A 26978-nucleotide genomic window follows, 5' to 3' on the forward strand; every position below is an offset into this window, starting at 1 on the left:
CGGTTGCCTTACTGCGCCATGCTGCCGTCGTGCATCCACGCGGCGTGGCGGGGCGCGCGGCGGGTTTCGCTCCACTCCTGCAGCATGTCCCACTTCACCTCGTCCAGCTTGGCGTACATCTCGGGCGTGCCCACGTCGGCGGCCAGCTCCAGGCGGTGGCCGTTGGGGTCGAAGAAGTAGATGCTCTTGAAGATGGTGTGGTCCGTGGGGCCCACCACTTCAATACCCGCAGCTTCCAGCCGCGCCTTGGTGGCCAGCAGCGTGTCCATCGAATCCACCTTCAGCGCCAGATGCTGCACCCACGCGGGCGTGTTGCGGTCGCGGTCCATGGACGGCTGGCTGGGCAACTCAAAGAAGGCCAGCACATTGCCATCACCTGCATCCAGAAAGACGTGCATGTAGGGGTCGGGCGCCTTGGTGGAAGGCACTTCGTTTTCGGCAATGGCCAGCACGAACTTCATGTCCAGGTGCTTGACGTACCAGTCCACGGTTTCTTTGGCGTCTTTGCAGCGGTAGGCAACATGGTGAATTTTTTGAACCAGCATGGAAAGCTCCTGGGGTTAAAACTTTGAACGGGTTCTAAGAGGGTCACAGCTCCTGCAGCGCAGCCCGCACCACGGCATCAGACGATGGGCGGTGTGTGCAGCCGCGCGCGATCAGCGCTGTGCGCCAAGTGATCTTTGGCCGTGACCTGCAGCTCGTAGCTGAAGAAGTGGTTGCGCCCCAGCGCCTTCGCGGCGTACAGCGCCTCATCGGCCCGGGTCGCCATGCCCATGGACGTGGTGCTTTCGTCGGGCACACAGGTCGTGATGCCGCCAGACACCGTCACATACGGCGACACCGGCGACGCCGGGTGCGGCAGCTTGCCGCTGGCCAGCAGCTCGGTGAGCGCTCGGGCAAACATCATGGCGCCTGAACGGGGCGTGTTCGGCAGGATCAGCGCAAACTCCTCGCCCCCCACTCGGCAGGCCAAATCGCCAGGGCGCTGGCAAGTCCGCGCCAGCATATTGGCCACGGCCTTCAGGCACTTGTCACCCTCAGGGTGGCCCAGGTTGTCGTTGTATTGCTTGAAGAAGTCGATGTCGCACATCATCAGCGTGAGCGGCTTGCTCTCACGCCGGGCCAGGCGAATCTGCTCGTGCAGCACCCGGTCAAAGCCCCGGCGGTTGACGAGCCCCGTCAGCGCATCGCGCTCGATCAGCGAATTCAACTGGCGGTTGGCTTCGTACAGCTCCTCCGTTACCGTCACCAGCCTTCGCTGCATGGTCAACAGGCGCTGCATGGCGCGGATCTTGGCGGCCAGCACCGTGGCCCGCACGGGCTTGACCAGGTAGTCGTCGCCCCCGGCCCGAATGCCCTCCCACAGGTCTTCATCGCGGTCCATACCGGTCAGAAAAATGATGGGGGTCCAGCGGCCATCTTCCAGGTCGCGAATGCGCTCAGCAATCCAGTATCCGTTGTTGCCCGGCATCAGGATGTCCAGCAGCACCAGGTCGGGTTGGTGCTGTTCAAAAACGGCCAACGCCTCTTCGGCTGAAGCGGCCTCCAACACCTGCTTCACGCCCATGCGCAACAACTCTTGGGACAAATGGCTGCGTACTGAATCCTGGTCATCCACCACCAAAATTCTCAAATCCGTGTTCTGAAGAATCGCCATCGTCTGCCCTGTGTTCACACCCAACGTTACACCCCCCACTTCTGCGTTTGACTGCCCCGCCCACCCACCGCGTCAGCGCGGTTTTCATTCATGTTCGGCGGCCATTTTGCAGCCAATCATGCGCCAACACCCTGGTCACAATCCGCAGCACGCAAGCGGCTGCGCCTTGCGCTATGGCCCCACCACACCCCGGGCCAACCACTGCGCAGCCCGCACTGTCATAGACTCGCGGCAATTTTTTTCAGAGACAACACCCTAAGGGTGACCCCGCATGACCGCCACCACTGCCCCCCAGCCGCCCAGCGCCACGCCCTACGGCACGCTGCCGCCCGCATCGCCCCTGCCCCAGCGCCGCCCCGTAAGCCTGCCGCGCCTGGCGCAGATGCGCGAGGCCGGTGAAAAAATCACCATGCTCACCGCCTACGACGCCACCTTTGCCGCCGTGGCCGACGCGGCGGGCGTGGACTGCATCCTGGTGGGCGACTCGCTCGGCATGGTGTGCCAGGGCCTGCCCAGCACCGTGGGCGTCACGCTCGACACCATGGCCTACCACACCGCCAGCGTGGCCCGTGGCCTGCAGCGCGTGCAAGGCACCGCCTGGCTGGTGGCCGACCTGCCCTACGGCACCTACGCAGAAAGCCGCGAACAAGCCCTGCGCAGCGCCTGCACGCTGATGCAGGCGGGCGCGCACATGGTCAAGCTCGAAGGCGGTGGCTGGACGGCGCCGACGGTGGAATTTTTGGTGCAGCGCGGCGTGCCCGTGTGCGCCCACCTGGGGCTGACGCCCCAAACCGTGCACGCCCTGGGCGGCTACCGCGTGCAAGGCAAAACCGACGAAGCCGCCCGCACCCTGCGCAAAGACGCCCACGACCTGCAAAACGCCGGTGCCACCATGCTGGTGCTGGAGATGGTGCCCGCCCCCCTGGCCGCAGAGCTGACCACCGAGCTGCCCCACTGCCACACCATAGGCATTGGCGCAGGCAACGGCACCGCAGGCCAGGTGCTGGTGTTGCACGACATGCTGGGCATGAACCTGGGCAAGATGCCAAAATTCGTCCACAACTTCATGCAAGACGCTGGCAGCGTGCGCGGGGCCATGGAAGCCTATGTGCAAGCCGTCAAACAAGGCCGCTTTCCCGACAACGCATTGCACGCCTGGTAAGTCGCCTGGTAAGCCCTTTTGAATACAAATACAAAGCCCCGCCCCATGCTCATCACCCACACCATCGACGAACTGCGCCAGGCCCTGGCCCCCTACCGCCGCCCCGCCTTTGTGCCCACCATGGGCAACCTGCACGAAGGCCACATCAGCCTGGTGCGCCAGGCCAAGCCCCTGGGCGATGTGACGGTGGCCAGCATCTTCGTAAACCGCCTGCAGTTCTTGCCGCACGAAGACTTTGACAGCTACCCCCGCACCTGGGAAGCCGACTGCGCCGCCCTGCAAGCCGCAGGCTGCGACGTGCTGTTTGCCCCGCGCGAGGCCGACCTGTACCCCCAGCCCCAAACCTTCAAGGTGCACCCCGACGCCGCACTGGCCGACCTGCTGGAAGGCCAGTTTCGCCCCGGCTTTTTCACCGGCGTGGCCACCGTGGTGATGAAGCTGTTTGCCTGCGTGCTGGGCCAAACCGGCGGCGTGGCCGTGTTTGGCAAGAAGGACTACCAGCAGCTCATGGTCATCCGCCAGATGGTGCAGCAGTTTGCGCTGCCCATCACCATCGTGGCGGGCGACACCGCACGCGCACCCGATGGCCTGGCCCTGAGCTCTCGCAACGGGTATCTAAGCCTGCAAGAGCGCCAGGAAGCCGTGGCCCTGTCGCAAGCCCTGCAACACCTGAGTGAACGCTGGCTGCAGGCCCTGCAACACAGCGACCTCACCGCCCCACCCCACGCGCTGGAGGCGCAGGCCATGGACGTGCTGCGCGCCCGTGGCTGGCAGCCCGACTACCTCACCGTGCGCCGCCGCGCCGACCTGCAACCCGCCACCGCCCACGACGGCCCCGGCACCCTGGTAGCCCTGGGCGCAGCCCGGCTGGGCAGCACGCGGCTGATTGACAACCTGGAGTTTTGATCTACCGAGCCCCGCGCAATAGCCCTTGACGCGGTAAGCAAGGCGATCGAGCGAACCCGGCGCACCCACTAGGCTTTGTTGCATAAATCGGCCATAGGCCAAGGCATCCCCAATCCCAAATAGATTTACGCAGCAGCGACCGTCTGGGGCGTGCCCAGAGCGGTAAATTGATTGAGGATTGAAGCTCGGATGTGCAGCTCGGTCACCTGGCGCTCAAACGTCCTGGCCATGACCTTCTCGCCCAGGCGCTTGAAGCAATTCATCTTGGTCTCCACCAATGACCTTCGGTGGTAGCCGCTCCAGCGTTTCCAGATAGCCCGCCCCAACTGCCTACACGCCTTGACCGCTTCATTGCGGTGAGCAAATGCCAGCCCTTTGCGCAGCTTCGCTCCTTTGCGCGGCGGGATGATTGGAATGGCTCCCCGCAGGTAGCACGCCTTATGTACATCCTGCGTGTCGTACGCCCCATCACCGGTAAAGCTAGCTATCTCTTCATTGCTTGGAATTTGACCTAGCAGGTCTGCTGCCATGGGCGAGTCGCCCACTTCATTGGTTGTTACTGCGATGGCCCGAATCTGCAGTGTCTGGGCATCAATACCCAGATGCACCTTGCGCCACTGGCGGCGCCGCTGTGCGCCGTGCTTTTTGGTTTTCCACTCACCTTCGCCCAAGAACTTGATGCCCGTGGAGTCGGCCAGCATGTGCAAGCCTTTGTCACTTGCACGGTAGCGCACCTGCACATCCAAGCTCTTTTGCCTGCGACACACCGTGCTGTAGTCGGGCACTGGCCAATCCAGGCCTGCCATACCCAATAGCGACTCAACCAGGCCCAGTGTCTGGCGCAAGGGCTGGCCAAACAAGCACTTGATGGTCAGGCAAAACTGAATGGCCGCATCTGAGAATTTTTGGCAACGACCACGCTTGCCCGTGGGCTGAGCTAGCCACTGCATATCCCTATCGAGCCAAATGGTCAGCTCACCTCGCGCCTTCAACGCTGCGTTGTAAGCCTTCCAGTTCGTTGTGCGGTACTTAACCCGACCCCAGCTCGTCTCTCTCATCTCCCGAGCCGACATCAGCTGCGACCGGCATTTGTGCAACAACGCCCTGTCCCATGAGGAGCGTCACGCTTTTCGCAAGGAATACGCCAATTGAGTGGCGTAGCCACACGGGTCGGGTGATCGCCATATGGCATATATTTACAGTTTTCATTCACATCATTTAGGACTTTTCATGACAAACCATCTTCGTACCGCCACGCTTGCCTTTGCCCTTTCCGCTGTATCAGCGCTAACCTTTGCCGCTGGTTCACACGGGGGCGGTCACGACGAGGTCGCCATCGGTCAGCCTGGAAAGACGGCCAACGTCAGCCGAACTATCAACATCGACATGACCGACAACATGCGATTTTCTTCGGCGGACATTGCCGTCAAACAGGGGGAGACGATAAGGTTCGTGGTCAAAAACTCCGGCAAAATCAAGCATGAAATGGTGCTGGGTACACCAAAAGAACTCAAGGAACACTACGCCATGATGATGAAAATGCCCGAAATGGAGCATGCCGATGCGAATATGGTCACGGTCGCTCCGGGCAAAACCGGTGAAGTCGTCTGGCAATTCACCAAGGCGGGCAAAGTTGACTTCGCCTGCCTGCAGCCTGGCCACTACGACGCCGGCATGAAGGGCCTGGTGACCGTCGCCGAAACTGCTGGCGCCACTGGAGCCGCGCCCAAAGCCGGTGCGGCCGCAGGCCACAAGCATTAATGACAGCACATAAACCTACAGCGTTTTGCGGGGTTTTTGCACCCCGATTGACCCCATTTTCGATGTAAATCTATCATCTCTCAACTTTATTGAAATCGAGCACATTATGAAAATCTCTAATTCTTTCGCTGTTCTTGGCAGCCTCGCACTGGCAGCGGCTTTCGCAACCAATGTTTATGCCCAAACCACGATGAACAAGGACAGCATGCCGGGCATGGACATGTCGGGCATGAAGATGGCGCCCACAGACAAGGGCGGCATGGCGGGCATGAACATGCCGGGCATGGCCATGGGCACGTCGGCAACAGCTACCGCGACAGAAGGTGAGGTTCGCAAGATCGACAAGGAAAACCAGAAAATTACCTTGAAGCACGGCGATATCAAAAACCTCGATATGCCCGGCATGACCATGGTTTTCAAGGTCAAAGACGCGGCCTTGCTGGACAAGGTCCAGGTGGGTAGCAAAGTCAAATTCAAGGCTGAAAAATCGGACGGCGCGATAGTCGTGACCAGCATGGAAGTTGCTCAGTAAGCAGAGGACAGAAGGAACGCCGACGCGGTCGGCGCAACTTCTATCCCGTCACTTATTCAAAAAAAGATCACCATGGATGAACTGAAACGCAGATCGCTGCAGTCGCTGCTTAGCTTGGGCGCCCTGGGGGCGCTTCCACCCGCATGGGCACAGCTGCGCGCTGTTGAGATTGGCGCGGTACCCGTTGATCGCACCTACGACCTGACGATTGCCGAAACGGCGCTCAATATCACTGGCAAGCCGGCCATGGGCATCACCATCAACGGCACCATGCCGGGGCCTGTGTTGCGTTTCCGCGAGGGCGACGAAGTCGTTATTCGCGTGACCAATCAACTTCGCGAAATCACCGGCGTTCACTGGCATGGCTTACTGGTGCCCAACAGCGAGGACGGCGTGCCCGGCGTTACCTTTCCGGGCATTCAGCCGGGAGAAACCTTTACCTACCGCTTCAAGCTGCGCCAGTCGGGGACGTACTGGTACCACAGCCATGCGGCGCTGCAAGAGGCGGCCGGGTATTTCGCCCCCATCGTCATCGACCCGATCACGCCCGACCCGTTCAAGTACGACCGTGAATACATTGTGATGCTTTCGGACTGGAACGACACACCACCGCAGCAGGTGCTGGCGAACCTGAAGAAGGTTGATGGTTTCTACAACTACCGGCGAATCACGACGCCGCAATTCCTTGCCCAGTTGCGCAACGCACCCGACAAGAAGGCGCGTGAAGCCATCTGGAATGATCGCATGGAATGGGCCAAGATGCGCATGGACCCGACCGACTTCAGCGATGGCGGCGACGAGTGGACTTTCCTGATGGCGGGCAAAAAGCCTGCCGAAAACTGGACCGCGCTTTTCAAGCCCGGCGAACGTGTGCGACTGCGCTTCATCAACGCCTCGCCGATGAATATGTTCGATGTCCGGATTCCGGGCCTGCCCATGACTGTGGTGCAGGCCGACGGTCAGAACGTGAGCCCGGTCGAAGTCGATGAGTTCCGCATCGGCAATGGTGAAACCTACGATGTGATCGTGCAACCGAAGGAAGCCAAGGCTTACAGCATTTTTGTGCCTACCATCGCACGCATTGGCTACGCACTGGGAACATTGGCCCCAGAGTTGGGCATGAGCGCCCCAGTACCCGCAATGGGCCCGAAGCCGGTACGTACGATGGCCGACATGGGTATGGCGGGTATGGACATGAGCGGCGCAGCCAGTACCTCGGGTGCGGCAGATGCTTCAGGCATGGCCGGAATGCCCGGCATGGATACCAAACCCGCTGCAAATGCTGCCATGGCGGGCATGGCGGGTATGGATATGGGCAAACCAGCCGCCAATACGCCAGGCGCGTCTATGGCCATGCCGTCGAAGCCTGCCGACAAGGCCATGGCCGACATGCCTGGCATGTCAGCGTCGGGCAAGCCGGCGCCAGCAGCGAAGCCGGCGGATTCGATGGCAGGCATGCCCGGCATGTCGGACCAGACGGCCGCCGCCCCGATCACTGCCCCGATGGATGAGGACGGACTGCGCCGCCTGAAATACGCGCTGCTGCGCGCTGCCACCCGCAACGCCGACAACCGTGCACCAGAAAGAGAACTTTTGGTACGGTTGACCGGCGACATGACGCGTTATTTCTGGTCGATGAACGACAAAAAACTTTCCAACGCCAAGCCCTTCAAGATAGGCCTTGGGGAGCGTGTACGCATCAAGATGGTCAACGAAACCATGATGGAGCACCCCATGCACCTGCATGGTGTATTTATGGAACTGGTCAATGGCAATGGCGCCTTCGGTCCGCGCAAGCACACCATCATCGTGCCACCGGCGCAAACGGTGGAGCTTGATGTCACCTACGAAGATGAAGGTACCTGGGCCTTCCACTGTCATCTTTTTTACCACGCAGCGACCGGCATGATGCGTCTCGTCGAAGTAGCCTGAACCTTGCCATGACCAACAACTATCCCCAACAAATAGCATCGCTGCGCTGGCTCGTCGCTGCGGCCCTCGGCTTGTCCGCCCTGTCTGCTCAGGCCATGGAAGACGAGTCGATTTACTCCTACACCAGGGTCGAAGCCGGAACCGGTAAGATACGCGGCCAGGCGGGCTCAAGCCAGTCATTCAATGTGGACGGCTGGATCGGTGGCGACTTCAACCGCCTGTGGTATCAGTTTGACGGAGAACGCGCGGGGGGTCGAACCGAAGCTGCGGAACTGCAACTGCTCTACGGCCGCTACATCGCCCCGTTTTGGGACGCGCAGGTGGGCCTGCGTCGTGACGAGCGGCCCGGTCAGCGCACTTACCTCGCCGTTGGCGTGCGCGGCCTCGCGCCCTATGCCTTTGACGTGGACCTGAAACTGTTTGTTCGCGACGATGGCAAGGTGTCTGCGCGCACCCGGTTCGAGAACGACTTTTTGCTGACGAATCGTTTCATCGCGCGTCCGTACATCAATGTGGAGTGGTCGGCCTCGAACCTTGATGCAACCGTGCGCAGGGGACCCTACCAGACCGATGTCGGCCTTCAGGCGCGATACGAGTTCAACCGCCAGTTCGCGCCATATGTCGATGTTTCACGAACCTTCTATCCGCGCGCGCAATCGGGCGGGCAGAGACCAGCCACCACGGTTCGCGCCGGCTTGCGCTTGATTTTCTAGCAACAAGATTGACGGGTGGATTTTGTGTCTGATCAGGATGCCAATGGGATTGGGCGTTATGGACATCCGACCGTCGCACTGCACTGGGTGGTGGCTCTGACTCTGATCGTCGCCGTCGTATTAGGCTTGACGCTCGGCAACACGCCCGAAGAGGCATCTAACCGCAAAGATTTATTTGACTGGCATCGCTGGGTGGGCGTAACGGTATTTGCTTTGGTCCTCGTGCGAATCGTCGTCCGGGCCTTTAACCGGGCTCCGCCACCTCTCGCTTCTATTTCGTCTTTTCAGCAATGGGTTGCGCACTTTACACACGGAAGTCTTTATGTATTGATGGTTGCCGCCCCCCTGACGGGTGAGGTTGCCCCCGAAAAGTGGAGTTCTTAGCTCATGACCACAATGCTGGAAAGGAGCGAAGAAATGGTCGACAAGCAGGTACGTGGCAAGTACACCCTGGAGTACAAACTGGAGGCTGTCAGGCAGGTCAAGGCCGGGCAGTCTGGGGCGGTGGTGGCCAAGGTGCTGGGCATCCCGTCATCAAATGTGTCCAACTGGGTTCGCCTGGATGCCAAGGGGCAATTGGGCGGTGTTGTGCCGAGCCAGAAGGCCCCGGTGGTCACAGCCGAACAGATGGAGCTTGCGCGTTTGAGGGCCGAGGTGGCTCGCCTGAAGATGGAGCGCGACATCGCAAAAAAAGCCGCAGCGTACTTTGCGCAGGATGTGCTGCAAAGTACGCTTGGGTCCGGCAAATGAGCGGCAAGGCATGGCCTGTGAGCCTGATGTGCGAGGTGCTGGAGATCAGCACCAGCGGGTACTTCAACTGGAAGCGAGGTCAGGGTGAACCTGATCATTGCCCCAGCCGGTTTCAGAGCGACGAAGCCTTGCTGGCGCACATACGTGCCATTCACGCGGAGATCAAAGGCGAGTACGGTTGGCCCCGCATGCACAAGGAGCTGTTGGCCAGGGGCATCCGCGTGGGCAAAGAGCGTGTGCGCGTGCTGATGCAGCGCCACGGGATCAAGGCGCGCACCAAGAAGAAGTTCGTCGTTACCACCGACAGCAAGCACCACCTGCCGGTGGCGCCGGATCTCGTGCAGCGGCGCTTCAACCCCGAGGCGCCCAATCTGCTGTGGAGCGGCGACATCACTTACATCCCCACCGATGAGGGGTGGCTGTACCTGGCTGCGGTGCTTGACCTGCACAGCCGCCAGGTGGTGGGCTGGAGCATGCAGCCGCACATGCAGACCAGCCTGGTCAAAGACGCGCTGCTGATGGCCTGCTGGCGCCGCAGGCCAGCCAAGGGGCTGATCTTCCACAGCGACCGCGGCAGCCAGTACTGCAGCCATGAGTTCCAGACCACGATGAAGGCCTGGGGTATCAGTTCATCCATGAGCCGCAAGGGCAACTGCTGGGACAACGCGCCCACGGAGAGCTTCTGGGGCCATCTGAAGGTGGCTTGCGTGCTGGGGCAAAGGTTTGCCACCCGAGAGCAGGCCAGGACAGCCATTCTGAACTGGATGGCCTTCTACAATCACTCTCGTCTGCATTCGGCGCTGGGCTATCTCAGCCCCATGCAATACGAGCAACGCTGGCTGGCGGCTCAGCGCAAGAACGCCGCATGAAACCCGGGCTAAGCGCTCCGAAATTCAGGGGCAACCTCAATCCCTATCGAGCCAAATGGTCAGCTCACCTCGCGCCTTCAACGCTGCGTTGTAAGCCTTCCAGTTCGTTGTGCGGTACTTAACCCGACCCCAGCTCGTCTCTCTCATCTCCCGAGCCGACATCAGCTGCGACCGGCATTTGTGCAACAACGCCGATTGCCGTGGCTCAATCCACCACCGTCAGCTTCGCCACGCTCAACGCCAGCCACTTGGTGCCGTGGCGGGGGAAATTGACCTGGGCGCGCGCGTCGTCACCCGTGCCTTCAATGGCCAGCACCTTGCCTTCGCCAAACTTGGTGTGGAACACGGCCAGACCTGCGCGCAGGCCGTGCGAAGGTGCCGCTTTTTGTGGGGGCACCGGCGGGCTGGCAAAGGTTTCAGACTTGAAGCCAAATTGGCTTCTAGCGCCCGACTGGTAAGCGCTACCAGCTCCTGAATTAGGAGCATACGAGCCAAAGCCTTGCTGCTTGGGCGTGATCCACTTCAGGCACTCCTCGGGCAGTTCGTCAAAAAAGCGGCTCTTGACGTTGTAGCGCGTCTGGCCGTGCAGCATGCGCGTTTGCGAATGGCTGAGGTACAGGCGCTTTCGGGCGCGGGTGATGGCCACGTACATCAGGCGGCGCTCTTCTTCCAGCCCGTCGCGGTCGCTGGAGGAGTTGTCGTGCGGGAACAGGCCCTCTTCCAGGCCGCCGATGAACACGCCGTCAAACTCCAGCCCCTTGCTGGCGTGCACGGTCATGAGCTGCACGGCGTCTTGCCCGGCCTGGGCCTGGTTGTCGCCCGCCTCCAGCGCGGCATGGGTGAGGAAGGCGACCAGCGGCGAGAGGGTTTCGCCCGTGTCGGCGTCGATGATGCCTGCGGGGGTGGCGGGGTTCGTGGGCTTGAGCGGCTCGTCCAGCACCGGGGCGTTCGGGTCCAGGCCTTGGCATACCGGGCTTTGGGTGGGCACGCTCTGCGTGAGCGGCTGGCCGTGCTCATCCAGCGGCAGGGCCACGGCATCGCGGCCAAAGCCTTCTTGCGTGACGAAGCTTTCGGCGGCGTTGACCAGTTCCTGCAAGTTCTCGATGCGGTCTGCGCCTTCTTTTTCGGTACGGAAGTGCTCCACCAGCCCGCTAGATTCCAGCATCTGCTCGATGATGCCGCGCAGCGACTGGCCTTCGGTCTGCTCGCGCAGCACGTCGATCATGGCGACGAAGGCCTTGAAGTTGGTTCCGGCCTTGCCCGGCACGGCGCTCACGGCATCGTGCAACGAGCAGCCTGCGGCGCGGGCTGCGTCTTGCAGCACTTCAATGCTGCGCGCGCCAATGCCGCGCGGCGGGAAATTGACGACGCGCAAAAAGCTGGTGTCGTCGTTCGGGTTCTCCAGCAGGCGCAGGTAGGCCAGCGCGTGCTTGATTTCTGCGCGTTCAAAAAAGCGCAGGCCGCCGTACACGCGGTAGGGCACGCTGGCATTGAACAGGGCCGATTCGATCACCCGGCTTTGCGCGTTGCTGCGGTAGAGCACAGCGATTTCCTTGCGCTCAAAGCCGTCGCTGCGCACCAGTTGCTTGATCTCGTCCACCATCCACTGCGCCTCGGCCAGGTCAGAGCTGGCCTCGTACACGCGCACGGGCTCGCCCGCGCCCTGCGTGGTGCGCAGGTTCTTGCCCAGGCGGCGGCTGTTGTGGCTGATGAGGTGGTTGGCGGAGTCGAGGATGTTGCTGTAGCTGCGGTAGTTCTGCTCCAGCTTGATCTGGTGCTGCACGTCAAACTCGCGAACAAAGTCGGCCATGTTGCCCACGCGCGCGCCGCGAAAGGCGTAGATGCTCTGGTCGTCGTCGCCCACGGCCATCACGCTGGCGTGGCTTTGCAGGCGGCCCGCCACTTCGTCGCCCGCAATCTGCTTGAGCCACAGGTACTGCAGGCGGTTGGTGTCCTGAAACTCATCGACCAGGATGTGGCGGAAGCGCCGCTGGTAATGCTCGCGGATGGGATCGTTGTCGCGCAGCAGCTCGTAAGAGCGCAGCATCAGCTCGCCAAAATCCACCACGCCTTCGCGCTGGCACTGTTCTTCGTAGAGCTGGTACAGCTCGATCTTCTTGCGGCCATCGGCATCGTGCGCGGGCACATCGCCGGGGCGCATGCCCTCTTCCTTGCAGCCCGCAATGAAGTAGGCGAGCTGCTTGGGCGGAAAGCGCTCCTCATCCACATTGAACTGCTTGCACAGCCGCTTGATGGCGGAGAGCTGGTCTTGCGTATCCAGAATCTGGAACGCCTGCGGCAGGCCCGCAGCCTTGTGGTGTGCGCGCAAAAGGCGGTTGCACAGGCCATGGAAGGTGCCAATCCACATGCCGCGCACGTTCACCGGCAGCATGGTGGTAAGGCGCGCCACCATCTCCTTGGCGGCCTTGTTCGTGAAGGTCACGGCCAGGATACCGCCGGGTGTGACGTGGCCATGCTGCAGCAGCCAGGCAATGCGGGTGGTGAGCACGCGCGTCTTGCCCGAGCCCGCCCCCGCCAGAATCAAGGCGTGCCCGTTGGGCAGGGTGACGGCGGCGAGTTGTTCGGGGTTGAGGCCGGCCAGCAAGGGCGACGAAGCAGGCACGCCCAATGGTGCAGCAGCGGATGGGGGCACCGACTCATCGGGCGCCCCTGAAAACAGATCGTGTGGGAACATGCAGCCATTGTAGAAAGGCCACCCCCACCATGGTCCGCATTCAACCCCTTGCCCTTGCTGCCGTCGCCCTGGCAACCTGTTATGTGCCCCCTGTGGCGGCGCAGGCCAGTTGCAGCAGCGATGGCGTGCCCCGCCCCACGGCGGTGTTCGAGCGCTTCATCAGTGCCGATTGCGAAGCCTGCTGGGCCGACCCGGCCACGCCCGCGCCAGGGCCATCGGCGGTGGTGCTGGACTGGATCGTGCCCACAGCCCTGGGGGATGAAGCCCCCTTGGCCGCAGCCGCCACCAACGACGCGCTGCTGCGGCTGCAGGCACTGGGCCGTGCTGCGCCTGGCACCACCGATGTCGCGGTGCTTGCGGTGGAAGGCACTTCCGCCCACCGCGCGCGCGTAGCCCACGGCCTGCCACTCAATGACTACCTGGGTACCGGCATCGCCTTCAAGCCGCACCGAGCCAACCCAGCCGACACCTGGCAATACCACTTGCTGCTGGTGGAGTCCGTGCCTGCAGGTACGGAAGGCTCCCCTGTGGAACGGAATTTGGTCAGAAACGTGCTCCAAGGCACATGGGAAAAGCGCCACCAGCTATCAAAAACAGAGCGATCAAGAACCCGCTTTGCCTGGATGGAAAACCGCCCCATGCGCATTCCTGAAGGGGCCAAGGCAGAGCAGTTGCACATGGTGGGCTGGGTGCAGAACGCCCAGGGCGACGTGGTGGCCGCCGCCCGGTCAGCATGCCGGTAATACAGGTCATACGGATGGCGTTATGACAGCGCCGCGCCATGCGCCTAGAATCAATCACCGGGCCCAAGTTTCTTGACGCCCGGTTTTTTTGTGCCTGTGCAACCAGGGTTCGGTATTGGCTCCTACGCCCATCCCCACAAAGCCGGTCCCAAGCCAAGCGCCCCACGCTGCCGAAATGGTTCGGCAGTGCCTTTTCAAAGGAGCTTGGAATCTCATGGAAATCTTCGACTACGACAACATCCTGCTGCTGCCACGCAAGTGCCGTGTGGAAAGCCGATCGGAATGCGACGCCGGCGTGGAGCTGGGCGGACGGCGCTTTCGTCTGCCGGTGGTGCCCGCCAACATGAAGACGGTGGTGGATGAGCGGATCTGCGAGTGGATGGCGAAAAACGGCTACTTCTACGTGATGCACCGTTTTGATCTGGACAACCTGCAGTTTGTGAAAGACATGCACGCCAAAGGCTGCTACGCGTCGATCTCCCTGGGGGTGAAACAACCCGACTACGACACGGTGGACCAGCTCGTGGCCCAAGGCCTGGTGCCCGAATACATCACCATCGACATCGCCCACGGCCATGCCGACAGCGTGAAGAACATGATCGGCTACCTCAAGCAAAAGCTGCCGCAATCCTTCGTGATTGCCGGCAATGTGGCCACGCCTGAGGCAGTGATTGACCTGGAAAACTGGGGCGCCGATGCGACCAAGGTGGGCGTGGGCCCCGGCAAGGTGTGCATCACCAAGCTGAAGACCGGTTTCGGCACCGGCGGCTGGCAGCTCAGCGCGCTCAAGTGGTGCGCCCGCGTGGCCACCAAGCCCATCATTGCCGACGGCGGTATCCGCAGCCATGGCGACATTGCCAAGAGCGTGCGCTTTGGCGCCACCATGGTGATGATCGGCTCCCTGTTCGCGGGGCACGAGGAATCGCCCGGCAAGACGGTGGAAGTGGACGGGGAGCTGTTCAAGGAGTACTACGGCTCGGCCAGTGACTTCAACAAGGGCGAGTACAAACACGTGGAAGGCAAGCGCATCCTGGAACCCATCAAGGGCAAGCTGGCCAACACGCTGATTGAAATGGAGCAGGACGTGCAAAGCTCCATCAGCTACGCGGGGGGCACCAAGCTGATGGACATCCGCAAGGTGAACTACGTCATTCTGGGCGGAGACAACGCAGGCGAACACCTGCTGATGTAAGCCCGGCGTGCGGTGCTAGGGATCCTCTGCACGAATCGGGCGGCAAGTGTGCACTGCGGATCGGGATGGGCTGCAAGGCGCAAAACGCAGCAATAGCTGTTGCTATTGCGAGGATTTGCAACGCAGCAGACCGCCCGAGGCAGCAGATGCACACGGCGCGGTGATTTGTGCAGAGGATCCCTACCCAGCACCGCACTGCTGCCAAGGCTGCGGGCTCTTTTCAGGCGCGCAGCAAATTCAGCGCCATGTGGTGCAGGTCATGGCCCGGTTTGGTCAGGGCATCCAGAATGCTGAAATGGTTCAAGCCGGGCAGGATCTGGCAACGCGGCACGACGTGGGTGCCCCAGGCATCCTGAATCAGCCGCGCCTGGCGCGCAAACTCCTCACTCTCATCGGCCCCTGCCACGCTGTACAGCAGCCCCTGGGCGGGAGCCTGCAGGCGTGCCGGACTGGCGTCCTGCACATGCTGCTCGGTCAGGTGCAAGGATTGCTGCAGGAATGGAGCGTGCATGACGGGCTCCAGATCATGCAGCCCCGAAATGGACAGCGCACTGCGCACTAGCCCGTCAGGCAAATCAGAAGCCACCAGCGGCCACACGCTGGTCAGCAGCCAGGCGGCCAGTTGCCCACCAGCGGAATGACCAGCCACGGTGATGCGGCGGCGGTCTCCACCATGCTGCCCGATGTGGCGCCACACCCAGGCCAGGGCTGCCTCCATTTGGCGGCCAATGTGGGGAACGGTGACCGGGTGTTCAGGGGTGCCTGGGCACAGCGCATAGTTGACGACCACCACGCAGTACCCCGCCACAGTGAAAGGAGGCGCCACAAAGGAATGGTCGGACTTGTCGAGCGAGCGCCAGTAACCGCCGTGGATGAAAACCAGCACGGGCGCCAGCGCTGCGCCGGGGCGTGTCGCGGGGAAGACATCCAGGGTCTCGCCAGCCTCGGGGCCGTAGGCCAGGTCCAGCGCACAAGGGCAGTTGGCGCGCACCTGCGCGGAGTCCTGGGCCCAGCGCTGCAGGTAATCCATGTAATCAGGAACCAGCGCGCGGTTGTTGTACATGCGCTCCAGCCAGGCTGGGTTGTGCAAGGAAATGGACATCGTTCTTATCTCCTCAGAAGCGCCACATCATCCCGCCAAACCACTCCATGCTGCAAGCTGCGTGACAGGCTGCTCGTTCCAAATCGGCCCATCATTCAGGACACAGTTCCCCTACCTCACGCATCCAAACCAAGCATGACCAATCCTTCGCTTCGTATCGCCGTTCTCGGTATCGGCATGATGGGAAGTCCCATGGCACGCCGCCTGCAACAGGCCGGGCATACCGTGCACGCCTGGAACCGCACCCAATCCAAAGCCGATCCGCTGGCAGCGTTGGGCATTGCTGTGCATGCCACCGTCGCAGAGGCGGTAAGGCCAGCTGACATCGTGGTGAGCCTGCTGGAAAACGGTCCAGCGGTAGAGCATGTGCTGTTCCATGCGGGTGCCGCGCAAGCCATGCGCTCTGGCACCTTGTTCATCGACATGGCCTCGATCCAGCCGCGCGAGGCGCGCGACCATGCCGCACGGCTTGGTGAAATGGGCCTGGCGCACCTGGATGCTCCAGTGTCTGGCGGCACGGTAGGAGCCGAGAACGGCACCCTCGCCATCATGGCCGGGGGCCGGGCAGAAGATTTCGCCCGCGCGCATCCGGTGTTCGCCGCACTGGGTCGCGCCACGCATGTGGGGCCGCACGGCAGCGGGCAGCTCGCCAAACTGGCCAACCAGATGATTGTGGGCATCACCATCGGTGCCGTGGCAGAAGCCCTGCTGTTTGCCGCCAAAGGCGGCGCCGACATGGCGAAAGTACGCGAGGCCATCCAAGGCGGGTTTGCCGACAGCCGCATCCTGCAATTGCACGGCCAACGCATGGTGGACCGCGACTTTGCGCCCAAGGCACGCATGGGCGTTCAACTCAAGGACATGCGCAATGCGCTGGGCACGGCCAAAGAAATAGGTTTTGACGCACCGGTCACGACCTTGTTTGAAGCCCTGTACGCCGAAGGCGTGGAACACGGCCTGGGCGAACTAGACCACAGCGGGCTGTTTGTGGAACTGGCCAGTCGCAACGCAATGCAATAAATTTTTTGCACGACTTGCGGACAACGCAAAAAATCGTGCATAATACGAGTCTCTGCAGCGATGCAGACAAATTTAAAAAGTTTGGGTTCTTAGCTCAGTTGGTAGAGCAGCGGACTCTTAATCCGTAGGTCGAGTGTTCGAGTCACTCAGGACCCACCAAACAAAAAAAGCCGAAGCTACATCGTAGTTTCGGCTTTTTGCATTTCAGCGCCTCTGTATCAATTTCTAACGCGCGGCGTTTCTCTTCCTGATCTGGTCACGGCAATGAATCCACAAGCCAGCATGCTCTGGACCGGCCCCAAATGGGCCTTGGCGGTTCTGCTCGCCGTTTTGGGCATGCTGGGGCCTTTTTCAATTGACACCTATCTGCCAGCCTTTGCCGGCATTGCCACGGCCCTGGGCGCCACGCCCGTGGAGATGCAGCAAACACTGTCGGCCTACCTTTTCGGGTTCGCCTTCATGAACCTGTTTCACGGAGCCCTGGCAGACAGCTTTGGCCGTCGGCCCGTGGTGTTGTGGGGCATTGCGCTATTCACCATCGCTTCTGCAGGCTGCGCGCTCTCGCAGAGCATCGGGCAGTTGGTGTTCTTCCGTGCGGTACAAGGGCTGTCCACCGGGGCAGGCATTGTGGTGTCACGCGCCGTGATCCGCGACATGTTCCCGCCAGCGCAAGCCCAGCAGGTAATGAGCCAGGTCACCATCTACTTCGGGGTGGCACCTGCCGTGGCACCTATCGTAGGTGGGTGGCTGTTTGTGCACACCGGCTGGCACAGTATTTTCTGGTTCCTGGCACTGGTGGGGGCCATTCTGTGGATCACCAATTTCCGGCTGCTACCCGAAACCCTGCACCCACGCCACCGCCAGCCCTTCAACGTGCGGCATTTGATGCGTGGGTATTGGGCGCTGGGCTCCAGCCCCAAGTTCCTCTTGCTGGCACTGGCCAGTGGCGTACCGTTCAACGGCATGTTCTTGTACGTGCTGTCTGCCCCTGCTTTCTTGGGCGAACATTTGAAACTCGAGCCCACGCAATTTTTCTGGTTCTTCGTTCTGACAATTTCCGGAATCATGGGGGGAGCATGGCTGAGCGGACGCCTGGCAGGGCGCATCGCACCCAAGCGGCAAATCCGCCATGGATTCGTCATCATGTTCGTGGTGGGCATCGCCAATGTGGCGCTTAACACCGTCCTTGCGCCTCATCCAGCCTGGGCGCTACTGCCCATCGCCATTTTTTCCTTCGGCTGGGCACTCATGGTGCCCGTGGTCACGTTGCTGGTGCTGGACCTGGTGCCCGAGCGCCGAGGGATGGCATCGTCGCTGCAGGCTTTCGTAGGCTCTACCGCGAACGGGGTGGTGGCCGGCGTGATTTCCCCCCTGGTCATGCACTCTGCACTTGGGCTGGCCACAGCGTCTTTGCTGATGATGTGCATTGGGCTGACATCATGGATGTACGTGCACCACCGCTGGCCTGAAATTGGCGGCCACGCGGGCGTAACACCCGGCGGCTGAGCTCCACCTTTACCGCTTCATGAAGAAGTGAGCAGAAGCGGTCAGCGTCTGCGCTCCAGGCCCTGCTGATGGTAGTAACGCTTCTTTTCCTCGTACATGGCCTGGTCGGCCTTGTGCAGGGCAGACTCCACTGCCTCGCCGGATTGACAGCACGCGACCCCCATGGCCAATCCCAGCGGCTGCCCTGAGTAGAACTGGTTGTTCAACTCCACCAGCGACTGAATCCGGTCACGCATGGCAGCAGCGCCTCGCTCATCCGCCCCCCCCCCGGCAGCAACACCGCAAATTCATCGCCTCCCACCCGGGCCGCGCAAGCTGGCGCATCAACCGCCTTGGCAAGTACTTCGCCAGCGCGGCGCAGAATGGCGTCACCTGCCGCGTGACCCTGCTCATCATTGATGGCCTTGAGGCCGTTGAGATCGATGGCAATCACCGCAAACGGCCACGGCCCCTTGCGCGTGAGGCGATTGAGTTCTTCTGCATAAAACGCGCGGTTGCGAAGCTGGGTCAGCACATCGTGCTTGCCCAGGTACTCCAGATAGGCCTCAGCCTTCTTGCGAGCCGTGATGTCTACCAGCGAGAGCAGCACCAGGCTCCAGTCGTCCTGATGACCACCCAGCACAGAAAACTGCATGTGGATGTGCACCGCGTCCCCCGACAGCGAGTAATTGGTGACCTCACGCTGCTGCGCGGTCTTGCCTTCCCACAGGTCCTGCAACTGCTCAGCGAACGACTCTGCCATTTCACCCCGAAACACCTGACTCAGGTTGTTGAGCAAGTGATCTTTGGACCGGGCGCCGAACATTTCCAGCGTCTGCTGATTCACGTCGATCACGCGTATTTCTTGCATGCAGCGTGAAACGAATTCTGGATGCATCTTGAGGAAGGTTTTGAAATCAGCGATTCCCTGCGCACGCACACCATCGAGCAGCGTCTTGATGGTGCTGAAGTCCTCTACCCACAAAGACACGGGAGAGTATTCAAACAAGCCCCGGGCATATTGCTCGCTACGCCGCACCTGGAGGGCATCCTGCATTTGCCGCGTGATGTCTTCTAACGATACAAGCACCCGGCTCCAATCCTCCTCGTGGCCGGGCAACACCCACACATTCACCCTTACATCCAGGCGCCGCCCGTCCAAGGCGTAGTTCACGGTCTCATTGGAATATTCCAGCCGCCCCTCCCAAAGCTCTACCAATTCGCGTACCAGGGAGTGGTGCATGTCATCACGAAAAATCTGCCCCAGCTGTGCGACCAAAGTGAGCTGATCAGGCGCAGCAAACAAATCCAGGGTGCGCTGATTGACCTGAAGCACCCGCAAAGCCGCACTGCACTGCGCCAACAACGAGGGATCGGCACGCAGATAGGCTTCCAGGTCATCGCCCCCCTCTTCTCGCCAGCGCTGGTACAAAGCCTTCAAGGCACTGCAGTCCTCCAGCCATAGCGATACGGGCGCCAGGTTGAACATGTGCTCAAAATCTGCACCAGAAGAAACATAGGGTTGCAGGTTGAATCCTTTCGTCGCCCATTATGCGAGCCTGGGCTACGCCTCCATCCAATGTCGGTGACTCTCTCGCCAAGCGATCAGGATCGGCATAGGGGGCCTCCCTGATAGGAGGCGCCCCTGCCACACCACCCGGCATGCGGGTCCGCACCGGGCGGTTCGAGAGTTTGAGGTCAGGACAGCCTGGGCACTCCCAGCCAGTCGAAGTACGCAATCGTCAGCACGCGCCTGATGACTCCATTGCTGTTGCGCCACCAACGGTGGCAGTTGCCCGCCACTTGGTTGGCCACATCGTCGCACGCCCCCAGTGCCTTGAGTTCCCGGTAGATCGTCCTGGATCGCTTCCAGTGCCGCAGCTGGATGGCTCGCAGTCGGTGGCGCAGCCATTCGTCCAGCTCCCGCCAGACCCCGGGTGTCTGCGCCAACCCAAAGTACGCCTTCCATCCGTGCAGGTAGGGCCGCAGTTTGTCAACGACCTCCTCCATGCTGCGCCCGCCCGAGCGGCGTGTGAGTTGCCGGATGCGGGCCTTGAAGTTTTGCAGCGGCTTGGCGGCCACCTTACATTTGACTTCTTTGCCCTTGGCCACCCACAGCGCATAACCCAGGAATTTGCGCCCGAAGGCTGAGGCCACCGCGCTTTTGGCTTCGTTGACCTCAAGCTTCAGGCCGCCGTATAGCTTCCTGAGGTAGGCCATCACCCGCTCGCCGGCCTTGGTGCTGCCCACGTAGACATTGCAGTCGTCAGCGTAGCGCGCAAAGCTGCAGCCCCGCGCCTCTAGCGCCTTGTCTACTTCGTCAAGCAGCACGTTGGCCAGCAATGGGGATAGCGGCCCGCCTTGCGGCGTGCCCAGATGGCGCTCGACCACCACCCCGTCATCCATGATCCCGGCTTTCAGGTACGCTCGCACCAGCCGGATGACGCCAGCGTCGTCTATGCGCCTCTTGAGCCTGTCGATCAGGATGTCATGGTTGACCCGGTCAAAGAACTTGACCAAGTCCACGTCCACCACCACGCGTCTGCCCGATTGGACGTACGTCTGCGCAGCCTTGACTGCGTCATGTGCACGCCTACCGGGACGAAACCCGTAGCTGTGTTCGCTGAAGGTGGGGTCTATCAGCGGCTGCAGCACTTGTAGCAGTGCCTGCTGGATCAGCCGATCCAGCACCGTCGGGATGCCCAGCTCGCGCTGGCTGCCGTCAGGTTTGGGAATCATCACCTTGCGTACCGGGCTGGGCCGGTAGCGCCCTTGCAACAGCGCTTGGCGTATGTCGGGCCATCTCTGGCGTATCACCTGGGCGGTTTGCTCGATGTCGAGCCCGTCCACCCCGGCTGCGCCCTTGTTGGCCTTGATCCGTTTCCACGCCAGTTGCAGGTTCTGTCTCGTCAGCGCCGCTTCCAGCAAGCCACCTGTGCCTGCAGGCTGCCTTGCCGACCCTGTGTCCGGGTGTTCACGCGGCGGGCCGCTGGCTTCGTCGCTGATGAGATCACGCACGGCTTCACCGTGCGCTGCGCTCACCCGCCCAGGTCGCCCTGGCATCTGACGCATGGCCTTTGACATCACACGTGTCCTCGTTCACTCACTCTCGTTCGGCCCTTCGTGCTCGCCACACCTCCCCTTCGGGTTTCGGACTTGCACTACTACGACCTTTGCTGACTTCTCGCTACGGCATAACCGTCACCCTTTCAGGCACAAGGCGAGATCTCCCCAGGTAAGGGTCGCACACCTTCATCGCACAACCGCCGCATCTACGCCGCCCAAGCCTTGGTCACAAGAGCTTCGTGGTAAATGGCCCACTCACCCTGCTCGGCAGCGCCTTCTATGCGGTTCTTGTTCATCGGCTCACGATTTACGCTCCACGCTTCCTCCCCACATTCGGTCACCCTCATGCAGTTGCGCTTCACTTTGCTCACTGTGACCAGCTCGCAGCAGGACTTGCACCCGCAGGTGTGCGCCCATGCTGGGCGCACCATAAAAAAAACCGCCTCATCAGAGGCGGCTTTCATGCAGTGTGCCCACCAAATGCGCAGGCACTTGGCAGATTATCAGCGAGCTGGGCGTGCAGGACGCTTGCGCGCATCGTGGGGTGCAAACGGCTTGCCGCCAGCTGGCTTGGCAAACGCAGGCTTGCGGGGAGCAAAATCGCCACGGTCTGCACCACGGGGGGCGCCCATGTCACCACGCGGGGCAAAGCCACGCGGGGCGTTGTCGCCAAAGCCGGGCTTGCGGCCATAGCCTTCGTTGTCACGGCGTGGAGCAAAGCCACGATCTTCCCGAGGTGCAAAACCCTCACCGCCACGGGGAGTAGGACCGCCGCGGCCGGCAAAACCACCACCGAAACCACCGCGGTCGTTGCCGCCACGGTCATTGCCACCACGTGCTGGACCACCAAAACGGCGATCACGCGAGGCGTAGTCACGACCTTCAAAACCGCCAGAGCGGCCACGGCCACCAAAATCGCCACGAGGCGTTTGGGGAGCGCGCTGTGCAGGCTCCAGACCTGGAATCACTTCCGACTTGAATTGCTGACGGCTGTAGCCCTCAATGTCGAAAATTTTGCGGCGGTCGCGGAATTCGGCGAACGTCACAGCCAAGCCATCGCGACCTGCACGACCGGTACGGCCGATGCGGTGGGTGTAATCCTCAGCCTTCATAGGCAGGCCGAAGTTGAACACGTGGGTGATGGTGGGCACGTCGATACCGCGTGCAGCCACATCGGTTGCCACCAGGATTTGCACCTGGCCGCTACGCAGAGCCATCAGTCGGCGGTTGCGCAAACCTTGGCTCAATGCGCCATGCAGCGCCACAGCAGAAAAGCCTTCTTGCTGCAGGTCGTTGGCCAAGCCATCGCACTCCACCTGTGTGCTTGCAAACACGATGGCCTGGTTGATGGAGGTGTCACGCAGCCAGTGGTCCAGCAGCTTGCGCTTGTGCTGAGCGTTGTCTGCCCAGTACAGCATCTGCTTGATGTTGGCGTGCTTCTCTTGCGGAGAGTCAATCGTCACCTTTTGCACCGATGCGCCGCCATCGTGCATCACACGCATGGCCAGTTGCTGGATGCGCGGGGCAAACGTTGCGCTGAACATCATGGTCTGCTTGCGCTGGGCCGTGAGCTGGTTCAACTCAGCCAGATCGTCAGAGAAGCCCAGATCCAGCATACGGTCGGCTTCGTCCACTACCAGAAATTGCACCTTGTCGAGCTTGATCTGCATCGAGCGCTGCAGATCCAACAGGCGGCCAGGCGTAGCCACCACGAGGTTTGCATTCTGCAGCTTGGCGATCTGCAATTGGTAAGGCATACCGCCCACCACATTGGCTACGCGCAGGCCGCGGCAGTGCTTGACCAAGTCGATCGCATCGTGCGCCACTTGCTGGGCCAGCTCACGGGTAGGGCACAAAATCAGTGCGCCAGGCGTAGCAGCCTTGAAGTTGCGTGAATTGGTGGGATCCTTGCGCTTGGCGCGCTTGGGAGCTGGCTCGCCACGGGCTGCCGCCTCGGCGACGGCACGCTCAAACGCTGCGCGTTCTTCAGCTTCAGCAGCAGCTTGCTGCTGAATCAGCGTATGCAACACAGGCAGCAAGAAGGCGGCGGTCTTGCCACTGCCTGTCTGGCTGGACACCATCAGATCGATGAAGCTGGTGGAATCATTGCCAGTGCCCATCGCCAATGGAATGGCCTTGCGCTGCACGCTGGTGGGCTGGGTGTAACCCAGGTCAGCCACCGCTTGCACGAGTTCTGGAGCCAGGCCCAGTTCGATAAAGCCGTTAGGCTCGGCGGTGACTGCGTCAGCAGCCGCATCAGCCACCACGGCAGCAGCCAGGGTTTCAGCGGCAAAAGAAGATTCAGCAGGCGCGAATTCGCCCTGCACTTGCAAAGTGTCGGTCATATTTTTCTCACACGAGACCTGCCGCAAGCGTGCGCCTGCGGTGGTTTCGTCAATGGTTAAAAAACATCAACCATCAAACGAAACCTGCCATGAACTTGGTCGTGGCGGGTGGGCGAAGAATGCAAAAACTGTGCTGCCATGGCAGCGAGCTTGCGAGCCCAGTGTGTGAGGGGAGATGCACAATCTGCAGCAGAAAACTGCGCAGCCTTAGATTATTACACGTTCAGGGTTTCCCCGCAATAAACGCTGCAAACGGTGGCTATACGATTCAAGTGGTTCATAGAAAAAATGTCCAGCCGCTCAGTGCGGCGCACTTAGCAAACCGCGTTCGGCCAAGTTGCGGTATAGCGCGCGCGTGCCGAACGTCCAAGGTTCAATGTCTGTGGCAAGACGTACGGTGTTCACGAGGGTGCCGAGTGCCGGTGTGGAGATTGAGACGACATCGCCCAAGTGGTGGGTGAAGCCTCCGCCCTCGGTGTCCCTATCCTTGATCGGCGAGAACATGGTGCCGAGAAAAAGCATGAAGCCGTCGGGATACTGGTGGTGGGCGCCATAGGTCTGGCCGACCAGATCGAGCGGATCGCGGCTGATCTCGCGCATGTGGCTGACACCTTCAAGCACGAAGCCGTCATCGCCATCGATGCGCAGCGACACGCTCGCGCTGCGCACATCGTCAATGGAAAAACCGTCATCGAACAAGCGGATGAAGGGACCGATGGCGCAGGAGCCGTTGTTGTCCTTGGCCTTGCCCAGCAGCAGCGCCGAGCGGCCTTCGATGTCGCGCAGATTAACATCGTTGCCGAGCGTGGCGCCTACGACCCGGCCCGCGCTGTTGACGGCCAGCACCATTTCCGGCTCAGGGTTATTCCAGACTGAAGCCGGGTGCAGTCCGATGTCCGCACCGAAACCCACAGCGGACATAGGCTGGGATTTCGAGAACACCTCGGCGTCCGGCCCTATTCCCACTTCCATGTATTGGGACCAAGCGTTGCGGCGCTGCAGCTCGGCCTTGAGTTTCATCGCCCCCTCGGAACCAGGCTGGATTTCCGCCAGATCGGTGCCGATCAGTTCGTTGATCATGCCGCGCACCTCGGCGGCCTTCGAGGCATCGCCGCCGGCTTGCTCCTCGATCACCCGCTCCAGCAGGCTCACGGCGAACGTGACGCCACAGGCCTTGATGGCCTGAACGTCGCAGGGCGCCAGCAACTGCAATCCCAACTCCCCGGCAAGCAGCGCGTGGATCGTGCCCAGGAGCTCGCCCGGCGCCGTACGAACCACGTCCACGGCGTCGCCGCGTTCGAACAGATCGGCCGTGGTGGGCGCAAAGCGCGTGATGTCGAACACCTGGCCACCGCGCACGACGACGACCGATGGGCCGTTGATCGGTGCCGGCCGCCATACGCGCCCGATCAGCAGGGCTCGATCCAGGTCTTGGGGCAAGCTGAGGGAAAGGGTTGGGTGCATTTTCAGAATTCCAGTTGCGTTGAAAGTTGGCGGCGCAGTCACATCACCGCGCCGATCTGCCACGGCACGAATTCGCTTTGGCCATAACCGTGGCGCTCGCTCTTGCTCTGCTGCCCCGAGGCCGTGGCCAGGATCAGCTCGAAGATGCGCCGACCCATGTCCTCGATCGAGGCCGTGCCGTCAACGATCTCGCCGCAGTTGATGTCCATGTCCTCCTCTTGCCGCTGCCACAGCGCGCTGTTAGTGGCCAGCTTGAGCGAAGGTGAAGGCGCGCAGCCGTAGGCGCTGCCGCGCCCGGTGGTGAAGCAGATCAGGTTGGCGCCGCCCGCTACCTGGCCGGTGGCGCTGACCGGATCGTAGCCCGGCGTGTCCATGAAGACGAAGCCATGCGCGGCCACCAACTCGGCGTACTCGTAGACCGCCTCTAGGTTGGTGGTGCCGCCCTTGGCCACCGCGCCCAGCGATTTTTCGAGGATGGTGGTCAAGCCGCCGGCCTTGTTGCCGGGCGAGGGGTTGTTGTTCATCTCGCCGTCGTTGATCGCCGTGTAGTGCTCCCACCAGTGGATGCGGTCCACCAGTTTCTGACCCACTTCGCGCGAGACGGCGCGGCGCGTCAGCAGGTGCTCCGCGCCATAAACCTCGGAGGTCTCGCTCAGGATGGCCGTGCCGCCGTGCGCCACCAGTAGGTCGACCGCCGCGCCCAGTGCCGGATTGGCGCTGACGCCGCTGTAGCCGTCCGAGCCGCCGCACTGCAGGCCGATGCTCAGGTGCGCTGCGCTGCAGGGTTCGCGCTGCACGGCGTTGGCGCGCGGCAGCATCTCCTGGATCAGGGCAATGCCCTTGTCCACGGTCTTCTGCGTGCCGCCCACGTCCTGGATGTTGAAGACGCGCAGGTTCTCGCCCTCGGCCAGGCGGCCGGTGGCGAGCCAGGCGTTGATCTGGTTGGCCTCGCAGCCCAGGCCCACCACCAGCACGCCGGCGAAGTTGGCATGCGTGGCATAGCCGGTGAGCGTGCGCGACAGGATGTCCATGCCCAGCCCTTCGGAGGCCATGCCGCAGCCCGTGCCATGCGTGAGCGCCACCACGCCGTCGACATTCGGATATGCCGCCAGCGCGGCCGGGTTGGTGCGGCGCGAGAAATGCTCGGCAATGGCCCGCGCCGCCGTGGCTGAGCAATTCACGCTGGTCAGGATGCCGATGTAGTTACGCGTGGCCACGCGGCCGTCGGCGCGGCGTATGCCCATGAACGTGGCCTCGCGCCGGGCGGGCGCAGGCTTCACATCCGCGCCGAAGGCGTAGTCGCGTGCAAAGTCGCCCTTGTCAGGCCCCATGTCCAGGTTGTGCACATGCACGTGCTCGCCGGGCGCGATCGGCTGGCTAGCAAAGCCGATGATCTGGTTGTAGCGCCGCACCGGCTCGCCCCGGCCAATGGCGCGCACGGCAATCTTGTGGCCCGGCGGAATCAGGCCCCGGCTGGTGACTGATTCGATAGGCGTGCCGCCGACGAGCTGAGTGCGGGCGATGACCACGTCGTCGGCGGGGTGGAGTCGGATGAAGGGGATCATGTGATTTATGAGCAAATGA

Annotated in this window: 22 protein-coding genes, 1 tRNA gene and 2 pseudogenes; 13 read left to right on the plus strand and 12 right to left on the minus strand. The window is 61.8% G+C overall.

Going from position 1 to position 26978, the window contains the following annotated elements; translation table 11 throughout:
- Window positions 1-8: 8 nt before the first annotated feature.
- Entirely contained in the window at window positions 9-545 is a 537-nt protein-coding gene (locus PQV96_RS14260; RefSeq protein WP_207373942.1) for a VOC family protein, read from the minus strand.
- 77 nt (window positions 546-622) lie between these two features.
- Window positions 623-1657: a diguanylate cyclase domain-containing protein gene (locus PQV96_RS14265; RefSeq protein WP_273623288.1), complete on the minus strand. Its 1035-nt coding sequence runs from the start codon at window positions 1655-1657 to the stop codon at window positions 623-625.
- Window positions 1658-1928: 271 nt separating this feature from the next.
- Between PQV96_RS14265 and panB the strand changes: the two genes are divergently transcribed.
- A complete protein-coding gene (panB, locus tag PQV96_RS14270) occupies window positions 1929-2819 on the plus strand; it encodes a 3-methyl-2-oxobutanoate hydroxymethyltransferase (protein ID WP_207373940.1) in 891 nt (296 codons plus the stop codon).
- Window positions 2820-2864: 45 nt separating this feature from the next.
- The gene (gene panC / locus PQV96_RS14275) at window positions 2865-3725 is read left to right on the plus strand and encodes a pantoate--beta-alanine ligase (protein WP_207373939.1); all 861 of its coding nucleotides are present in this window, start codon (window positions 2865-2867) and stop codon (window positions 3723-3725) included.
- Between the two features lie 125 nt (window positions 3726-3850).
- Here the strand turns inward: panC and PQV96_RS14280 are convergent, their stop codons facing one another.
- A complete protein-coding gene (locus tag PQV96_RS14280) occupies window positions 3851-4783 on the minus strand; it encodes an IS5-like element ISAav2 family transposase (protein ID WP_142083902.1) in 933 nt (310 codons plus the stop codon).
- A gap of 172 nt (window positions 4784-4955) precedes the next feature.
- Between PQV96_RS14280 and PQV96_RS14285 the strand changes: the two genes are divergently transcribed.
- The 6 genes from PQV96_RS14285 (at window position 4956) to PQV96_RS14310 (ending at window position 10282) form a co-directional block, all read left to right on the plus strand.
- Window positions 4956-5486 carry a cupredoxin domain-containing protein gene (locus tag PQV96_RS14285; protein ID WP_055398265.1) on the plus strand — a complete coding sequence of 177 codons (531 nt, stop codon included), beginning with the start codon at window positions 4956-4958 and terminating at the stop codon, window positions 5484-5486.
- A gap of 106 nt (window positions 5487-5592) precedes the next feature.
- Entirely contained in the window at window positions 5593-6018 is a 426-nt protein-coding gene (locus PQV96_RS14290) for a copper-binding protein (protein ID WP_238385599.1), read from the plus strand.
- 72 nt (window positions 6019-6090) lie between these two features.
- Window positions 6091-7950, plus strand: coding sequence for a copper resistance system multicopper oxidase (locus PQV96_RS14295; protein ID WP_207373938.1), 1860 nt, complete (start codon window positions 6091-6093; stop codon window positions 7948-7950).
- Window positions 7951-7958: 8 nt separating this feature from the next.
- On the plus strand, window positions 7959-8663 hold the full coding sequence (locus PQV96_RS14300) for a copper resistance protein B (protein ID WP_055398267.1): 705 nt from the start codon (window positions 7959-7961) through the stop codon (window positions 8661-8663).
- A 15-nt stretch (window positions 8664-8678) separates the two neighbouring features.
- On the plus strand, window positions 8679-9047 hold the full coding sequence (locus tag PQV96_RS14305) for a cytochrome b (RefSeq protein WP_142083900.1): 369 nt from the start codon (window positions 8679-8681) through the stop codon (window positions 9045-9047).
- Window positions 9048-9080: 33 nt separating this feature from the next.
- Window positions 9081-10282 (plus strand): IS3 family transposase gene (locus PQV96_RS14310; protein WP_142082499.1). Its coding sequence is split into 2 segments (ribosomal slippage): window positions 9081-9348 and window positions 9348-10282, totalling 1203 coding nucleotides; the frame shifts between segments, so codons are not numbered across the junction.
- 39 nt (window positions 10283-10321) lie between these two features.
- Here PQV96_RS14310 and PQV96_RS14315 read toward each other — a convergent pair.
- Both PQV96_RS14315 and PQV96_RS14320 read right to left on the minus strand, forming a co-directional pair.
- Window positions 10322-10429: pseudogene (locus PQV96_RS14315) on the minus strand (IS5/IS1182 family transposase); the annotation flags it as partial.
- 58 nt (window positions 10430-10487) lie between these two features.
- On the minus strand, window positions 10488-12977 hold the full coding sequence (locus PQV96_RS14320) for a UvrD-helicase domain-containing protein (RefSeq protein ID WP_207373937.1): 2490 nt from the start codon (window positions 12975-12977) through the stop codon (window positions 10488-10490).
- A 29-nt stretch (window positions 12978-13006) separates the two neighbouring features.
- On the opposite strand from PQV96_RS14320, the gene PQV96_RS14325 reads away from it, so the two are divergent.
- Window positions 13007-13720, plus strand: coding sequence for a hypothetical protein (locus tag PQV96_RS14325; RefSeq protein WP_207373936.1), 714 nt, complete (start codon window positions 13007-13009; stop codon window positions 13718-13720).
- A gap of 214 nt (window positions 13721-13934) precedes the next feature.
- Entirely contained in the window at window positions 13935-14912 is a 978-nt protein-coding gene (locus tag PQV96_RS14330; protein WP_044395995.1) for a GMP reductase, read from the plus strand.
- Between the two features lie 220 nt (window positions 14913-15132).
- Here PQV96_RS14330 and PQV96_RS14335 read toward each other — a convergent pair whose 3' ends face one another.
- Window positions 15133-16014, minus strand: coding sequence for an alpha/beta hydrolase (locus PQV96_RS14335; protein WP_207373935.1), 882 nt, complete (start codon window positions 16012-16014; stop codon window positions 15133-15135).
- A 135-nt stretch (window positions 16015-16149) separates the two neighbouring features.
- Between PQV96_RS14335 and PQV96_RS14340 the strand changes: the two genes are divergently transcribed.
- From PQV96_RS14340 to PQV96_RS14350, 3 genes are all read left to right on the plus strand, one after another.
- Window positions 16150-17034 carry an NAD(P)-dependent oxidoreductase gene (locus PQV96_RS14340; protein ID WP_207373934.1) on the plus strand — a complete coding sequence of 295 codons (885 nt, stop codon included), beginning with the start codon at window positions 16150-16152 and terminating at the stop codon, window positions 17032-17034.
- Between the two features lie 83 nt (window positions 17035-17117).
- Window positions 17118-17193: transfer RNA gene (locus PQV96_RS14345), tRNA-Lys, on the plus strand.
- 105 nt (window positions 17194-17298) lie between these two features.
- On the plus strand, window positions 17299-18540 hold the full coding sequence (locus tag PQV96_RS14350) for a multidrug effflux MFS transporter (protein WP_207373933.1): 1242 nt from the start codon (window positions 17299-17301) through the stop codon (window positions 18538-18540).
- Between the two features lie 41 nt (window positions 18541-18581).
- Here PQV96_RS14350 and PQV96_RS14355 read toward each other — a convergent pair.
- From PQV96_RS14355 to PQV96_RS14380, 6 genes and pseudogenes are all read right to left on the minus strand, one after another.
- A pseudogene (locus PQV96_RS14355) lies at window positions 18582-20047 on the minus strand (sensor domain-containing diguanylate cyclase).
- Between the two features lie 170 nt (window positions 20048-20217).
- Window positions 20218-21603: a group II intron reverse transcriptase/maturase gene (gene ltrA, locus PQV96_RS14360; protein ID WP_066691875.1), complete on the minus strand. Its 1386-nt coding sequence runs from the start codon at window positions 21601-21603 to the stop codon at window positions 20218-20220.
- A gap of 188 nt (window positions 21604-21791) precedes the next feature.
- Entirely contained in the window at window positions 21792-22049 is a 258-nt protein-coding gene (locus PQV96_RS14365; RefSeq protein ID WP_273623294.1) for a hypothetical protein, read from the minus strand.
- A gap of 39 nt (window positions 22050-22088) precedes the next feature.
- A complete protein-coding gene (locus PQV96_RS14370) occupies window positions 22089-23930 on the minus strand; it encodes a DEAD/DEAH box helicase (protein WP_207373932.1) in 1842 nt (613 codons plus the stop codon).
- 300 nt (window positions 23931-24230) lie between these two features.
- On the minus strand, window positions 24231-25394 hold the full coding sequence (locus tag PQV96_RS14375; protein ID WP_273623296.1) for a fumarylacetoacetate hydrolase family protein: 1164 nt from the start codon (window positions 25392-25394) through the stop codon (window positions 24231-24233).
- A gap of 38 nt (window positions 25395-25432) precedes the next feature.
- Window positions 25433-26959, minus strand: coding sequence for a UxaA family hydrolase (locus PQV96_RS14380; protein ID WP_207373930.1), 1527 nt, complete (start codon window positions 26957-26959; stop codon window positions 25433-25435).
- Window positions 26960-26978 lie beyond the last annotated feature (19 nt).

Source organism: Acidovorax temperans (genome assembly GCF_028596105.1).
Taxonomy (GTDB): domain Bacteria; phylum Pseudomonadota; class Gammaproteobacteria; order Burkholderiales; family Burkholderiaceae_C; genus Acidovorax; species Acidovorax temperans.

Coding starts and splice junctions, on each gene's coding strand:
- panC (WP_207373939.1), top strand. CDS start 2,865: ATGCTCATCACCCACACCATCGACGAACTGCGCCAGGCCCTGGCCCCC.
- PQV96_RS14260 (WP_207373942.1), bottom strand. CDS start 545: ATGCTGGTTCAAAAAATTCACCATGTTGCCTACCGCTGCAAAGACGCC.
- PQV96_RS14265 (WP_273623288.1), bottom strand. CDS start 1,657: ATGGCGATTCTTCAGAACACGGATTTGAGAATTTTGGTGGTGGATGAC.
- PQV96_RS14330 (WP_044395995.1), top strand. CDS start 13,935: ATGGAAATCTTCGACTACGACAACATCCTGCTGCTGCCACGCAAGTGC.
- ltrA (WP_066691875.1), bottom strand. CDS start 21,603: ATGTCAAAGGCCATGCGTCAGATGCCAGGGCGACCTGGGCGGGTGAGC.
- PQV96_RS14340 (WP_207373934.1), top strand. CDS start 16,150: ATGACCAATCCTTCGCTTCGTATCGCCGTTCTCGGTATCGGCATGATG.
- PQV96_RS14335 (WP_207373935.1), bottom strand. CDS start 16,014: ATGTCCATTTCCTTGCACAACCCAGCCTGGCTGGAGCGCATGTACAAC.
- PQV96_RS14295 (WP_207373938.1), top strand. CDS start 6,091: ATGGATGAACTGAAACGCAGATCGCTGCAGTCGCTGCTTAGCTTGGGC.
- PQV96_RS14375 (WP_273623296.1), bottom strand. CDS start 25,394: ATGCACCCAACCCTTTCCCTCAGCTTGCCCCAAGACCTGGATCGAGCC.
- PQV96_RS14350 (WP_207373933.1), top strand. CDS start 17,299: ATGAATCCACAAGCCAGCATGCTCTGGACCGGCCCCAAATGGGCCTTG.
- PQV96_RS14380 (WP_207373930.1), bottom strand. CDS start 26,959: ATGATCCCCTTCATCCGACTCCACCCCGCCGACGACGTGGTCATCGCC.
- panB (WP_207373940.1), top strand. CDS start 1,929: ATGACCGCCACCACTGCCCCCCAGCCGCCCAGCGCCACGCCCTACGGC.
- PQV96_RS14280 (WP_142083902.1), bottom strand. CDS start 4,783: ATGAGAGAGACGAGCTGGGGTCGGGTTAAGTACCGCACAACGAACTGG.
- PQV96_RS14370 (WP_207373932.1), bottom strand. CDS start 23,930: ATGACCGACACTTTGCAAGTGCAGGGCGAATTCGCGCCTGCTGAATCT.
- PQV96_RS14325 (WP_207373936.1), top strand. CDS start 13,007: ATGGTCCGCATTCAACCCCTTGCCCTTGCTGCCGTCGCCCTGGCAACC.
- PQV96_RS14365 (WP_273623294.1), bottom strand. CDS start 22,049: ATGAAAGCCGCCTCTGATGAGGCGGTTTTTTTTATGGTGCGCCCAGCA.
- PQV96_RS14290 (WP_238385599.1), top strand. CDS start 5,593: ATGAAAATCTCTAATTCTTTCGCTGTTCTTGGCAGCCTCGCACTGGCA.
- PQV96_RS14300 (WP_055398267.1), top strand. CDS start 7,959: ATGACCAACAACTATCCCCAACAAATAGCATCGCTGCGCTGGCTCGTC.
- PQV96_RS14285 (WP_055398265.1), top strand. CDS start 4,956: ATGACAAACCATCTTCGTACCGCCACGCTTGCCTTTGCCCTTTCCGCT.
- PQV96_RS14320 (WP_207373937.1), bottom strand. CDS start 12,977: ATGTTCCCACACGATCTGTTTTCAGGGGCGCCCGATGAGTCGGTGCCC.